Source organism: Stenotrophomonas sp. SI-NJAU-1, from assembly GCF_020883215.1.
Lineage (GTDB): Bacteria > Pseudomonadota > Gammaproteobacteria > Xanthomonadales > Xanthomonadaceae > Stenotrophomonas > Stenotrophomonas indicatrix.
The window spans coordinates 2,443,462-2,457,386 of the sequence record NZ_CP086598.1 but is presented as its reverse complement, the minus strand read 5'-3'; the positions used below and the strand labels follow the sequence as shown (position 1 = coordinate 2,457,386).

Annotated in this window: 12 protein-coding genes; 10 read left to right on the top strand and 2 right to left on the bottom strand. The window is 68.3% G+C overall.

Features of this window, described 5'->3' with window-relative positions; all coding sequences use genetic code 11:
• Window positions 1-39: 39 nt before the first annotated feature.
• Window positions 40-519, bottom strand: coding sequence for a GNAT family N-acetyltransferase (locus LMF57_RS11290; RefSeq protein WP_208081498.1), 480 nt, complete (start codon window positions 517-519; stop codon window positions 40-42).
• Window positions 520-573: 54 nt separating this feature from the next.
• Between LMF57_RS11290 and LMF57_RS11285 the strand changes: the two genes are divergently transcribed.
• The 10 genes from LMF57_RS11285 to LMF57_RS11240 all read left to right on the top strand — a co-directional run bounded on the left by LMF57_RS11285 (window position 574) and on the right by LMF57_RS11240 (window position 12,277).
• Window positions 574-1,509: a TIGR03571 family LLM class oxidoreductase gene (locus LMF57_RS11285; protein WP_208081497.1), complete on the top strand. Its 936-nt coding sequence runs from the start codon at window positions 574-576 to the stop codon at window positions 1,507-1,509.
• A gap of 88 nt (window positions 1,510-1,597) precedes the next feature.
• A complete protein-coding gene (locus tag LMF57_RS11280) occupies window positions 1,598-1,927 on the top strand; it encodes a DUF3817 domain-containing protein (RefSeq protein WP_223485807.1) in 330 nt (109 codons plus the stop codon).
• Window positions 1,928-2,079: 152 nt separating this feature from the next.
• A complete protein-coding gene (locus tag LMF57_RS11275) occupies window positions 2,080-3,276 on the top strand; it encodes an MFS transporter (protein WP_208081496.1) in 1,197 nt (398 codons plus the stop codon).
• Window positions 3,273-4,466: an isochorismate synthase gene (locus LMF57_RS11270; RefSeq protein ID WP_208081495.1), complete on the top strand. Its 1,194-nt coding sequence runs from the start codon at window positions 3,273-3,275 to the stop codon at window positions 4,464-4,466. Before LMF57_RS11275 ends, LMF57_RS11270 begins: the two co-directional genes overlap by 4 nt.
• Window positions 4,463-6,115 (top strand): AMP-binding protein, encoded by a 1,653-nt coding sequence (locus tag LMF57_RS11265; protein ID WP_208081494.1) that lies wholly within the window; start codon window positions 4,463-4,465, stop codon window positions 6,113-6,115. The genes LMF57_RS11270 and LMF57_RS11265 overlap by 4 nt, the downstream gene beginning before the upstream one ends.
• Window positions 6,115-6,747 (top strand): isochorismatase family protein, encoded by a 633-nt coding sequence (locus LMF57_RS11260; protein ID WP_208081493.1) that lies wholly within the window; start codon window positions 6,115-6,117, stop codon window positions 6,745-6,747. The genes LMF57_RS11265 and LMF57_RS11260 overlap by 1 nt, the downstream gene beginning before the upstream one ends.
• Window positions 6,747-7,004 (top strand): phosphopantetheine-binding protein, encoded by a 258-nt coding sequence (locus LMF57_RS11255; protein WP_088100136.1) that lies wholly within the window; start codon window positions 6,747-6,749, stop codon window positions 7,002-7,004. Before LMF57_RS11260 ends, LMF57_RS11255 begins: the two co-directional genes overlap by 1 nt.
• Window positions 7,001-10,879, top strand: a complete 3,879-nt coding sequence (locus tag LMF57_RS11250; protein ID WP_208081492.1) for a non-ribosomal peptide synthetase — start codon at window positions 7,001-7,003, stop codon at window positions 10,877-10,879. Before LMF57_RS11255 ends, LMF57_RS11250 begins: the two co-directional genes overlap by 4 nt.
• Window positions 10,870-11,634 (top strand): 2,3-dihydro-2,3-dihydroxybenzoate dehydrogenase, encoded by a 765-nt coding sequence (locus tag LMF57_RS11245; RefSeq protein WP_117310576.1) that lies wholly within the window; start codon window positions 10,870-10,872, stop codon window positions 11,632-11,634. Before LMF57_RS11250 ends, LMF57_RS11245 begins: the two co-directional genes overlap by 10 nt.
• A gap of 199 nt (window positions 11,635-11,833) precedes the next feature.
• On the top strand, window positions 11,834-12,277 hold the full coding sequence (locus tag LMF57_RS11240; RefSeq protein WP_025878591.1) for a transposase: 444 nt from the start codon (window positions 11,834-11,836) through the stop codon (window positions 12,275-12,277).
• 178 nt (window positions 12,278-12,455) lie between these two features.
• Here LMF57_RS11240 and LMF57_RS11235 read toward each other — a convergent pair whose 3' ends face one another.
• Complete coding sequence (locus tag LMF57_RS11235; RefSeq protein WP_208082572.1) at window positions 12,456-13,916, bottom strand: esterase-like activity of phytase family protein; 1,461 nt, start codon at window positions 13,914-13,916, stop codon at window positions 12,456-12,458.
• Between the last annotated feature and the right edge of the window lie 9 nt (window positions 13,917-13,925).

Genomic DNA, 13,925 nt, shown 5'->3' with positions numbered 1-13,925 from the left:
GCTTATGTCGCACGCGCAGCACGGCATGTGGGCGGGGTATCAGTGCGGACTAGGGGGCGCAGCCACCTCAGCGGGCACCGCCAACACCAACGGCTGGTAGATCAGGCCGTGGTACTCGCCGACGTCGCCATCCAACACGAACCCATAGTGTTCGTAGGCCGGCACCGCGTTGAGCGAGGCGCGCACGGTCATCTGCGGGCCGCGTACCTGCGGCAGCACCGCCTGCAGCAGGGCACGACCGATGCCTTGCCCCTGCAGCTCCGGCGCGACGAACAGCATCGCCAGGTGCTGGCCCGCCTTCAGTTCCACCACGCCGACCACACGGCCCTCCTGTTCGGCCACCAGGATGTGGTTGTCGCCCTGCAGGCGCTCGGCGAACGCGCTGGCTGCGGCCACGTTGCCGAAGGTGGCGATGCCCTCGGCGGTAAGCATGGGCGCAACGGCTGCAGTGAAGGCGGCCATGCACACCGCGCTGATCGCGGGCAGGTCATCGACGTGGGCGGGACGGATCTTGGGCATGCGCTGTACTTCCTGTTGTGGGACGCCATCAATGCCCCACGCTAAGCTGGCGGCATGACTGATTTCAATCCTGCCCATGCACGTCTGTTTCCAGAGCAGGGCTTGAGCCTTGGCCTGATGACGCCGGTGGCCGCACATGGCCTGGCCGATCCGCATGAGGCGCGCCGCGTCGCGCGGCTGGCCGACGATCTGGGTTTTGCCGCGTTGTGGACCCGCGATGTGCCGTTGATGGTGCCGCAGGGGCCGGATGCAACCGCCAGTGCGTTGGATGATCCGTTCCTGTGGCTGGGGATGCTGGCCGCGGCGACCGAGCGCATCGCGATCGGCACTGCGGCCATCGTGCTGCCGTTGCGGCAACCGCTGCAGGTGGCGAAATCGGCGCTGACGCTGGACCGGATCAGCGGTGGACGCTTCGTGCTGGGGCTGGGCTCGGGTGATCGACCAGAAGAGTTCGCGGCCTTCGGCGAAGATCTACAGGGCAGGGCGGGCACCTTCCGCGAGCGCTGGTCGCTGCTGCGTGCGGCGCTGTCCCCCGAACCCTCCGAGCGCGCGCCGGTGTTGCAGGCAACCGGTGGATACGACGTACTTCCCGCGCCGGCAAGGCGCATTCCGATGCTGGTGGTCGGTACTGCGCGGCAGAGCCTGCAGTGGATCGCACGCGAGGCCGAAGGCTGGGCGACCTATCATCGCGAAGAGACCGCGCAGGAAGGGCGCATCGGTCTGTGGCAGCAGGCGCTGGCCCAGAGCGGCGGCGCGCCCAAGCCATTCGTGCAGTCGATGCTGCTGGACCTGCAGGCCGATCCAACTGCGCCGGCGGAGCCGCTGCCGCTGGGCCTGAAGGTGGGCCGCGATGGCCTGCTCGCGTACCTGCAACGCGTACACGCGCAGGGTGTGGCGCATGTGATGTTCAACCTGGTGGACAACGGCCGGCCGGTGGACGACGTACTGGGCGAGATCGGCGAGCACGTCCTGCCCGATATGCTTCGGTAGGTGTCCACCTTGGTGGACACGCCGCAGGTATCCGGCATGTTCGCATCTGCGTATCATTCGCATTTGATATCCAGCGCTGGAGCCCTGCGTGACCCACCGTAACCCGCTGCACCCGACCGGGCGCCTTTTCGCCGTCGTCGCCTTCATCGAGGCCATCACCTGGGCCGGTCTGCTGGCCGGCATGTGGCTCAAGTACGGCCCGCAGGCCAACGTGGCGCTGGTGAAGCTGTTCGGGCCGCTGCATGGCGTGGCGTTCCTGGTCTACGTGGCGGTGACTCTGTTTGCGGCGCTGCGCCTGCGCTGGCCATGGTGGGCAACGGGGCTGGCCTTGCTGGCTGCGATTCCGCCGCTGGTGACCCTGCCGCTGGAGTGGTGGTTCAAGCGTCGCGGCCTGCTGTCGGTGCGCGCAGGGCAGTGATGCACCCGCAGGTGCGTGCCCGTTAAGCGAATGGGTATCAAATGCAAATGCGAGCCGTTATCATTTAAGGATGGCGTCGCCGCCTGACAGGGCGACGTCGCGCGGGGTGCGGATGCGCCCGGCGTTCCCTCCTTGGTTACGGTTGGTGTTCCATGCATGCACGTCCCGTGGTTCCCGGCTTGCCGGCGCTGGTGTTGGCTGCCCTGATCGGCACCATGGCGATGATGTCCTTCGTCGCCGTCATCGGCCCGGTGGTCCGCCTGCTGGGCCTGTCCGAATGGCATGCCGGTCTATCGGTGACCGCTGCAGGCGTGTTGTGGATGCTGGCCGCTCGCCCCTGGGGCCAGCTCAGCGACCGCATCGGCCGCAAGCGCGTGCTGATGCTGGCGATGAGTGCCTACACCGTGGTCTACATCGCGCTGGCGGTGTTCATCGATGTCGCGCTGCAGACGATACCGCCGGTGCTGGTCTCGGTGCTGGTGCTGGTCGGTGCGCGGGGCCTGATCGGCCTGTTCTACGCGGCTGTGCCGCCAACCGCTGCCGCGCTGATCGCCGACAAGGCACCCACCGGCCAACGTGCGAAATTCCTCGCCCGTCTTGGCAGCGCCAACGCGCTGGGAATGGTGCTGGGTCCGGCTGCTGCCGGATGGCTTGCCTACAAGAACCTGCCGCTGGCGCTGTATGTGGCTGCGCTGTTGCCGCTGCTCGCGCTGGGCCTGCTGGCCTGGCGCCTGCCGGCCACGCCGCCGGTGGCCGCCGCACACAGCCGTAACCGCGTACCGCTGTCGCGCCTCGACCCGCGGCTGCGCCTGCCGCAGATGGCCGCGTTCGTGGCGATGGTGTCGGTGACCATCGCCCAGGTCACGGTCGGCTTCTTCGCCATTGATCGTTTCGGCCTGGATGCAGCCGAAGGTGCGCGCATGGCCGGCATCGCACTGACTGCAGTCGGCGTGGGCCTGATCCTCGCGCAGGGGCTGGTGATGAAACTGGAGGTGCATCCCCGGCGCTGGATCATCCTCGGCGCACTGATCGCAGGCATCGGCTTTGCGTCGGTGGCGGCGGTCCAGCAGACCTGGCAGTTGCCGGCGGCCTACGCGCTTGCAGCGTTCGGCATGGGCTTCGTGTTCCCCTCGTTCCAGGCGTTGGCCGCCGATGCGGTGCAGGCGCACGAACAGGGCGCGGCGGCCGGCACCGTCGCGGCGACGCAGGGGCTGGGCATGGTGGCCGGGCCGATGCTCGGCACCCTGTTGTATCGCGGCGGCGCCAGCCTGCCTTACCTGCTGGTCGGCGTGCTGCTGCTGGTGCTGTGCGTGCTGGCAGCAGCGTATCGGATGAAGGAGACCCCATGAACGATTCCCTGATGCAGGGCGCGTGGCCGGAGGCTGCGTGGTTGCTGCCCGAGCCCACCGCCGAAGCGTCGCTGTTCCTGCTGCGGCAGGCCGATCAGCAGATGCACGCGCGCGGCTGCCGCGCACCCTTGCCGACCGGTGCGCTGGCGACGCTGGCCGAGCGCGTGGCGACGTTCTTCGCGCAGCAGCGCGGTGGGCCGGGCCTGCTGGTCGGCGCGGTGCCGTTCGAGCCGCGCGCCGATGATGCGTTGTACCAGCCCGAGCGCCTGCTGCCGGCGTTGCCCGTGCAGTCGCAGGCGGCGCCGACGCTGTCCGGAGCGCTGACTGCCGAGCCCTCGGCGCAGGCGTATGCAGCGGCCGTGGCCGACGCGGTCAGCGCGATGCGCGCGCCGGACCCGGAGCTGCACAAGGTGGTACTGGCGCGCAGCCTGTTGGCGCACACGCAGCAGGCGCTGTCACCGGAAATGCTGCTGGCCCGCCTCGGCACCGATCCTTCGGTGGCGACCTACGCCGTGCCGCTGCCGGTGGACGTTGGCCAGGCGCCGGCATGGCTGGTGGGGGCGACACCGGAGCTGCTGCTGCGCAAACGCGGTGCGCAGGTGCTGTCGCATCCGCTGGCCGGTTCGGCCAGGCGCAGTGCCGATCCGGTTGCGGACGAGCGCGCCGCGCAGGCGTTGCTGGCATCGGCGAAGGATCATGACGAACACCGGCATGTGGTCGACGCCATTGTCGATGGCCTCTCGCCCTGGTGCAGCCACATCGAAGCGCAGCCGCGCCCGGTGCTGCACGCCACCGCCAGCATGTGGCATCTGGGTACGCGCATCCACGCCACGCTGAAGGACGATGCTACGTCGGCGGCGACCCTGCTGGCCGAGCTGCATCCCACCCCGGCCGTCTGCGGTACCCCGCGGCTGCAGGCACTGCAGCGCATCCGTGCGCTGGAACCGGTGCCGCGCGGCTTCTATGCCGGCGCGGTGGGCTGGCTGGATGCACAGGGGGACGGCGACTGGTATGTGGCGATCCGCTGCGCGCGCCTGCAGGGCACCCAGCTGCGCCTGTATGCCGGCGCCGGCATCGTCGCCGACTCGCAGCCCGAGGCCGAAGTGGCCGAAACCGCCGCCAAGTTTGCTGCCCTGCTCAACGCATTGGGTGTGCAGGACCCGCTGTCCCTGATCGAGGTATCCGCATGACGCCGTCCACCGTTGATTCGCGCCTGCCGCTGCAGCAGCAATGGCCTGAAGCGCTGGTCGCGCGCTATCGGGCCGCAGGTCATTGGCGTGGCGAAACCTTCCCGGGTTTCCTGCGCGAACGCGCCGAGCGCCATGCCGATGACATTGCGGTGGTGGCTGGCGATGTGCGCCTGAGCTATGCGCAGCTCTGGCATGAAGCCGGGCGCATCGGCGCCGGGCTGCTGGCGCTGGGCCTGCAACCCGGCGAGCGCGTGCTGGTGCAGCTGGGCAATACGGCCGGTTTCATCGCAACGGTCTGTGGCCTGTTCCGCGCCGGGCTGGTGCCGGTGTACGCGCTGCCGGCACATCGCATCACCGAGCTGGCCCACTTTGCGCGCAAGGCCGAGGCCAGTGCCTACATCAGTACCGATGTCCATGAAGGCTTCGATCATCGTGTCCTGGCGCGCGCGCTGCAGGCGGAAGTGCCGGCGGTACGCCACGTACTGATCGACGGCGATGCGGCCGAGTTCGTCGCGCTGGAATCGCTGCAGGGCGATCGCAGCCAGCTGCCGGCCGATCCTGATCCGCAGTCGGTGGCGTTCCTGCAGATCTCCGGTGGCAGCACCGGGCTGTCAAAGCTCATTCCGCGCACGCACGACGATTACATCTACTCGTTCCGCGCCAGCAACGAAATCTGTGGCATCGACCGCGACAGCGTGTACCTGATTGCGCTGCCGGCAGCACACAACTTCCCGATGAGCTCGCCGGGTTTCTTCGGTGCGCTGTACGCCGGCGCCCGCGTGGTGCTCAGCCCGGGCCCTGGCCCGGATGCGGCATTTCCGTTGATCGCGCGCGAGAAGGTGACCTGCTGTGGTCTGGTGCCGCCCCTGGCGCTGCTGTGGGCGCAGGCGGCGGCGACCAGCAGGCACGATCTGTCCAGCCTGCGGGTGCTGCAGGTCGGGGGAGCGAAGCTGGTGCCGGAAGCCGCGCGGCGGGTCATCGATGGCCTCGGTTGCACGTTGCAGCAGGTGTTCGGCATGGCCGAAGGCCTGGTCAACTACACCCGGCTGGATGACCCGCAGGAGCTGATTGTCGCTTGCCAGGGCAGGCCGATCAGCGAGGATGATGAAGTGCGCGTGGTCGACGACCACGACCAGCCCGTTGCCGAAGGCGAGGTTGGTCATCTGCTCACGCGCGGTCCGTACACCATCCGCAGTTACCACAATGACGCGGCGGCCAACGCGCGCTCGTTCACCGACGACGGCTTCTACCGCACCGGCGACCGCGTGCAGCAGCTGCCCGGCGGCTATCTGGTGGTGCAGGGCCGTGCCGGCGACCACATCAACCGGGCGGGCGAGAAGATCTCCGCCGAGGAGATCGAAGACCATCTGCTGGCCCATCCCGGCGTATTCGACGCCGCCGTGGTCTCCATTCCTGACGACTACCTGGGCGAGCGCAGCTGTGCCTTCGTGATCCGGCAGGGCGAGGCCATCAAGGCGCCGGCGCTGAAGGCGTGGATGCGCGGGCGTGGCCTGGCCGCGTTCAAGGTGCCCGATCAGATTGTTTTCGTGGACAGTTTCGACACTACGGCGGTTGGCAAGATCAGCCGCCGCGAACTGCGCGCGCAGCTGCGCGCGCGTCATCTGCAACAGACAGGAGGAACGCGCTGATGGCGCTGCCCCGCATTACCCCGTATTCCCTGCCGACCGCTGCGGAACTGCCGCAGGCGCGAGGCGCCTGGCGCCCCCGGCGTGATCGTGTTGCCTTGCTGGTACACGACATGCAGCGCTATTTCCTCGCCGCATTCGACGCCGGCAACGCGCCGCTGCAGCCGGCGGTGGACAACATCGCGCGCCTGCTGGGACATTGCCGTAGGCACGGCATTCCGGTGTTCTACACCGCCCAGCACGGCGACCAGGACCGCCGCGACCGCGGCCTGCAGGCAGACCTGTGGGGCCCGGGCATGGGCCGGCGTGCCGACCACGAGCCGATCATCGACGCACTCGCGCCGCAGCCGGGCGAGCATGTGCTGGTCAAGCACCGCTACAGCGCGTTCCAGCGCAGCAATCTGGAAACGCTGATGCGCGTGCGCGGCCGCGACCAGCTGCTGATCACCGGCGTCTACGCGCATATCGGATGCACCGCGACGGCGGTGGAGGCATTCCAGCGTGACATCGAGACGTTCATCGCTGCCGATGCCGTAGCCGATTTCTCGCGTGCCGAGCATGACCAGGCGCTGCACTGGATCGCCCGCACCTGTGGCGTACCGATGACCACCGACCAGCTGCTGGAGGCAATGTGATGAACGCGACGACCGAAACCTTGACCCTGGAGCGCATGCGCGCCGACGTCGCCCGCGTGCTGGATTGCCACGCGGCGGACATCGGCGATGATGACAACCTGATCGATCTGGATCTGGATTCGATGCGCATGCTGGGGCTGGTGCTGGCCTGGGGCAACACCGGGCTGCCACTGGAGTTCGCGCAGCTGGCTGAGCACACTACGCTGCGCCAGTGGTGGGCGGTGGTGCAGCAGCTGCAGGCCGCGCAGACGGCATGAACGGATCGCCGCTGCCGCTGACCGAGGCGCAGGCAGGGCTGTGGTTTGCCCAGCGGCTGGCACCGCAGAATCCCGCATTCAATACCGCACACGCGGTGTGGATCGAGGGTTCGCTGGATGTGCCGGCGTTCACCGCTGCCGCCAACCAGGCCGCCGTCGAGGCCGAGGCGCTGGCGTTGCGTTTCGCCGAAGCCGAGGACGGCCAGCCCGTGCAATGGCACGAGCCCGCGGGGGTGCCATTGCTGCAGCTTCGCGATGTCGCCGCGGCCGACGATCCCCAGCAGACGGCGCGTGCGGCGATGCTGGCTGATCGCTCCAGCGCGGTCGACCCGACCCGCGACCGGCTGAGCCAGCAGGTGCTGTTCGACCTGGGTGACCAGCGCTGGGCCTGGTACCTGCGCGTGCATCACCTGGCCACCGATGGCTATGGCATGGCGCTGTTCACTGACCGCGTCTGCGCCCTGTATGCGGGCCGCACCGGTAGTGCGCTGCCAGGGTTGGCGGGCGTGCTGGCCGATGATGCCAGCTACCGCAGTGATGCGCGCCGCGACGTCGACCGGCAGTGGTGGTTGCAGGCATTGCAGGGCGCCCCGGCCTCCACCGGCCTGGCCGGCACCGCCGCGGCCAGTGACGATGCACTGCGCTGGGTGCAGCCGGTGGACCCCGCCTTGCGCGAGCGCCTGCTGCAGGTCTCGGCATCGTGGCTGCAGCCGTGGCCGGATGTGCTTGCCGCGTTGGCCGCCGAGTATGTGCGTCGCATGAGCGCGTCCGAGGAAGTCGTGCTCGGCGTGCCGTACATGGCGCGGCTGGGCAACGCGGCGGCGCGGGTACCGGCGATGGTGATGAACGTGCTGCCGCTGCGGGTAGCGGGCGGCGAGGGCGGCGTCGAGGAATTCTGCCGGCGCATCGGGCGCCAGCTCAGCCAGAGCCGCAAGCATGGGCGCTACCGTGGCGAACAGCTGCGTCGTGACCTTGGCCTGGTCGGTGCACAGCACCGTCTGCATGGGCCGTTGATCAACGTACAGCCGTTCTACAAGCCGCTGGCGCTGCCAGGTGTGCAGGCCTCACTGGAAGTGCTGAGCACCGGCCCGGTTGACGACCTGACACTGGGCTTCCGTGGCGATGGACAGACCCTGCTGGATCTGGAGATTGAAGCAAACCCGGCCCTGTATGGGCTGGATGACATGAAGGCGCATGCCCGGCGGCTGCTGCATTTCGTGTCGGCCGCGCTGCTGGCCGAAGACATCGCGACGGTGCCACTGGCCACGCCGGAAGAATCGAAGCAGGTCGTGCATGGTTTCAATGCCACCACGCATGCGCTGCCTGACACCACCCTGGTCGAACTGCTGCAGCAGGGCATGGACCGCGATCCGTCGGCAGCGGCGCTGGTGTTCGGCGATACGACGCTGGACCATGCTGCGCTGGAGGCCCGCAGCTTCGCCCTGGCCGCGCAGCTGCGCTCGCTGGGCGTGGGCCCGGGCACGGTCGTTGCCGTGGCGCTGCCGCGTTCGCTGGAACTGGTGATTGCGTTGCTGGCGGTACTGCGTGCAGGCGGCGCGTACCTGCCACTGGACCTTGCCCATCCCGCGGAGCGCCTGGCGCGCATCCTGGCGTCGGCGCAGCCGGTCTGTGTGCTGGCAGAGGCCAGCGTGCAATCCCGTCTTTCAGATGTGCCGGTGCTGCCACCGGAGCAGTGGACCGACGTAAGCTTTGCCGCACCCTGGCCGGGCCCGATGGGTGGCGATGCGGCCTATGTGATCTATACCTCCGGTTCGACCGGTGAGCCCAAGGGCGTGGTGATCGAACACCGCGCCATCGTCAATCGCCTGCTGTGGATGCGCGAGCACTATGGCATGGGTGCCGACGACCGGATTCTGCAGAAGACCCCGGCAACGTTCGACGTATCGGTCTGGGAATTCTTCCTGCCACTGCTGTGTGGCGCGACGCTGGTGTTGGCGGGGCCGGACGCACACCGCGACCCGACCGAGCTGGCGCGGTTGATCCGCGTCCATGGTGTCACCACCGCACATTTCGTACCGTCGATGCTGGATGCGTTCCTGGCTGCACCGGCCTCACAGAACCTGCGGCTGCGGCGCGTGTTCACCAGTGGCGAGGCGCTGGATGCCGCGCTGCGCGACCGCTTCCATGCGCAGGTGCATGCCGAACTGCACAACCTGTATGGGCCGACCGAAGCGGCAGTGGATGTGAGCTGGTGGCCAGCCTCGGCCGATGACCGCTCGCGCCCGGTGCCGATCGGTTTCCCGGTCTGGAACACCCGCCTGTATGTGCTGGACGCACGGATGCAGCCCGTGCCGGTGGGCGTGGCCGGTGACCTGTACCTCGGCGGTGTGCAGTTGGCGCGCGGCTATCTCGGCCGCGACGACCTGACGGCCGAGCGCTTCCTGGCGGATCCGTTCCTGCCGGGTGAGCGCATCTACCGCACCGGCGACGTGGCACGCTGGCGGGGCGACGGTGCTGTCGAGTACCTGGGGCGCAGCGACCATCAGGTAAAGCTGCGCGGCCTGCGCATCGAACTTGGCGAGATTGAAGCAGCGTTGCGCGAGCTGCCTGGAATGGACCGGGTGGAAGTACTGTTGCGCGATGATCTACCCGGCGAGGCGCGGCTGGTCGCCTATGTGCCGACGGCGCTGCTCGATGCAGCGGCGCTGCGCAGCCATCTGCTGACGCGGGTGCCGGACTACATGGTGCCGTCTGCGTTCGTGGGCGTGGATCAGTGGCCGGTGACCGCCAATGGCAAGCTGGACCGGTCTGCGCTGCCGAAACCGCCGCAGCAGGACGTTGTGGGGCGGGCGCCGCGCACGCCGCTGGAGCAGGAACTGGCCGGGCTGTTCGCGCAGGCGCTGGGGCGCGAATCGCCGGTGGCCGTCGACGTGGATTTCTTCAGCATCGGTGGCGACTCCCTGTCGGCCGTGCACCTGCTGTTGGCCATCGAGCAGCGCTGGCGTTGCGAGCTGGGCCTGGGCGCGCTGTTCGCGCAGCCGACCGTAGCCGCGCTGGCGGCACGCATCGCCGAGCCGCCCGCACGCGCCGATCACGCGCTGGGGCCGGTGATTGCGCTGTCGGCATCCGACGAGGCAACCGCAGCCCCCCTGTTCGTGCTGCACCCGGCAGGCGGCATTGCCTGGAACTATCGCGCACTGGCCCGGGCGCTGCAGCCAACGCGCGCGGTGTACGGGCTTCAGTCACCCGCGCTCGATGCCACGCAACCGCTGCCAGGCAGCATCGAGGCCATGGCCAATGACTATGTGCAGCGGGTGATCACGCTGCAGCCACAGGGGCCGATCCATCTGCTCGGCTGGTCGGTGGGGGGCATCCTCGCGCAGGCGATGGCCGTGCGCCTGCATGACATCGGCCGCGAGGTCGGCGAACTGGTGCTGCTCGATGCCTATCCCAGCGAATGCTGGCGTGCCGAACCGGAGCCCGACCCGATCGCGGCGCTGCGGGCGCTGTTGGCCATCGCCGGGCATGACCCGGACGCGCATCCGGAACTGGACGATCGCGAGCGCATCCTCGCCTTCCTGCGGCGCGGCGGCAGCGCGCTGGGCAGCCTGCCCGAGGTGGTGCTCGACGGCGTGGTACGGGCGGTGACCGGGACCAATCGACTGATCCGCGAACACCAGCACCGACCCTTCGTCGGAACGCTGGCGCATGTGCGGGCCGGACGCGATCATCAGGCACGGCCGCAGTTGCAGTCCGCGCTGTGGAAGGCACATGCGCTGCAGGTGGATGCCATCGAGCTGCCGTTCCTGCACGCCGAACTGACCGGGCGCGATGCGGTGGCGCAGCTGGCACCGTGGTTGTCGGCGCGGCTGCAGCAGTGGGACAGGCAACAGGAGAGTGCAACATGCAGCTGACGGGTTTTGAAGGAAATGTGGCGCTGGTGACCGGCGCAGCGGGCGGTATCGGTGCGGCGCTGGTCGGGCAACTGCTGGACGCAGGGTGCCGGGTCGTGGCAACCGATCGCGAGCGACCTGCGCTGGTGACCGACGATGGGCGCGTGCAGGCTTTCGCACTGGATGTCACCGACGGCGCAGCCGTGGACGCACTGGTAAACCAGGTGGAAGCCACGGTGGGACCGATCATGTTGGCGGCCAGCGTGGCGGGCGTGCTGCATGTCGGCGAGGTCGTGGACACCCGTGACGAGGATTGGCGCAGGGTGTTCGCGGTCAATGCCGATGGTGTGTTCCATGTCGGCCGCGCATTGGCACGGGTGATGTCGCCGCGCCGGCAAGGTGCCATCGTGACCGTCAGTTCCAACGCGGCGGGCGTGCCACGGCATGGCATGGCCGCCTATGCCGCCTCGAAGGCGGCGGCGACGATGTTCACCCGCTGCCTGGGCCTGGAGCTGGCGCCGCTGGGCATCCGCTGCAACATCGTTGCGCCGGGCTCCACGCTGACCCCGATGCAGACCGGCATGTGGGAAGACGAGCAGGGCGCGGCACGGGTGATTGCCGGCAATCCGGCCACCTACAAGGCGGGCATCCCCTTGCGCAAGCTGGCCACGCCGGAGGACATCGCGCAGGCGGTGATGTTCCTGCTGTCCGAGCAGGCCGGGCACGTGGCGATGAGTGACCTGTATGTGGACGGTGGCGCCACGCTGCGCGGGTGACGGGGCCGGGCACACCGCCGGGCGGGGTTCATGGGTTGCCGGCCAGCGGCCGGCACTACCACGGGGCGGACGTGACGGGCTCTGCGTTGGGTAGTGCCGGCCGCTGGCCGGCAACCCCAGCAGACTGTCAGCAACATCCTCATGGAATCTCGCGCTGTTCTCCGACAGCCAGCGATGTCTGCCTGATCCACGATGGGCCATGAGCAGCGATCTCCTGCGCCACGGGCGGCGCTCCATCATCGGTCAGGTATATGTGCTGACCACGACAACATGCCAGCGCCGCCGACGCTTTGAATGCGGCGCTACCGCAGGCTGCGTCTCCAGCCAGTTTGAGGAACTGGAGCGACAAGGCCTGGTCCAGTCACTGGCATGGGTGGTGATGCCGGATCATGTGCATTGGATGTTGCAACTGCGTGCGTCGGAGCTGTCGGGCATCGCCCGTCGGTTCAAGTCATCCAGCGCGTTGGCCTTGAATCGGCTGGTCGGTCGTCGCGGCGTGGTCTGGCAGTCCGGGTACTTCGATCATGCGGTCAGGGCAGAGGAATCGTTGCATCGCCAGGCCCTGTATATCCTGGGAAATCCCATTCGGGCGGGCCTGGCCAGGGAGATTGGCCAGTATCCCTATGCGTGGTCGATCTGGTAGTGCCGGCCGCTGGCCGGCAACCAGGCGGTGTTTCCGGAGATTCATGAGGCTGCCGGCCAGCGGCCGGCACTACCATGGGGCAGGCGCGCGGGACTTTCCTGTCGGGTAGTGCCGGCCGCTGGCCGGCAACCAGGCGGTGCGTCGGGAGGTTCATGAAGTTGCCGGCCAGCGGCCGGCACTACGGCAGGGTGAGCCGATACACCAGCACCCGGTTGTCGTTGTCGTACGCACTGTCGCAGTGCTCGCCCTGCATGCGGCAGTTGCGGGCGGTGAAGTCGTTGTCGTTGCCGATCAGCAGCAGTACGTCGTTCGGGTGCTCTGGATCAAGCGCCGGCAACACGTCCATTGCTTCCCACTTCTCCGACAGCAATCCCGGGTGAGGGCCACGCCCTGTGTCCAGGTCCAGCCCGGCCCGGGCCAGCTGCGGCCGGTCGAGCAGGTTCAGCACCTCATTGACCTTGGCGGGCACGATGCCGGTCTTCAACATGGCGTCAGCGGGATCGGCCAGCACCGATGCCGTGCCGGTCTCATAGGCCGTATCCACCAGATTGGAGGCCTGCGCCACGTTCACCAGCAGCACCGACTTATAGACGATCGGGTCGTCGCCCTCCTTGCCCAGTCCATTGCCATCGCGCGCCAGCATCAGGAAACGCTCGTTGTCCAGCGCACGCAGCTCGCTCTGTGCAGCGGTACGGTCGAGCTTGCCTTTGCCGTCGTGGGCGTAGGCGGGCAGGATCATCACATGGTGGCCCACCGGTTGCGTCGGCGTCGGGTTGGCAGACACGTCGTAGACCAGCACGCGGGTGTTGATGCGGCCGGCGGCATTGCCCGCCGCGCTGTCCTGCATCAGCGCGCTCTGCAGGGCAACGAACAGCCGTGTGCCGTCGGGCGACAGGCCCATGCCTTCCACGCCCTGGTTGTTGCGGCGCCCGGTCTGCGGCGGGGCCAACGATCCAAAGGCAGGCTTGCCATCACGTTGTGGCTGGATCGCCCGCGGCGGCACGATCACGCCCTGCAGCTGCCCCTGTGCGTTGAAGTAATAGACGTTGGCGGTGTACTCGTCGCCGATGTAGAAGTGGCCGTCCGCCGCGAACTGCAGCGATTCGGCATCAAGTGCGACCTTGCCGGCCCCCGCGCCCACGGCGGGTGAGGGCAGCACCACGTCACGCTGGATGATGGTGTGATCACCTGGGTCGGCACCGGTGAATGGCTGGCCGTTGTAGTCCTTCAGCACCAGCCCCTTTTCCGGCTTCATCGTCAGCGTGCCGAAGCTCTCTGGCTTGTCCGCGGGCCAGTCGATGCGCAGCTGCATGCGCTCCAGGCGGCCAGCGTAGTCGTAGAACAGGCCGGCTTCCGGATCGTTGCGCCCGCGGTCGGGCAGGGTCCACACCACCCCTTCATAGCCATGCGCGGTACGCCGCCACGTGCCCGGCTGCACCGCCAATGACGAGAACGAACCCAGCGTATCGCCGAGGAAGTCTACGGTGCCGGCCGGCAAACGACCGGCGGCGACCAATCCCTTGTCCACGTAGGTAAAGCCGGCCATCTGCACGATGCGGGGTGGTGCGCCGGTGGCTTCATGCGGTGCGTTGTAGCCGCTGACAGCAAGCGCAGCCAACAGCAGGGCAGTAACGGACATCAATGGACT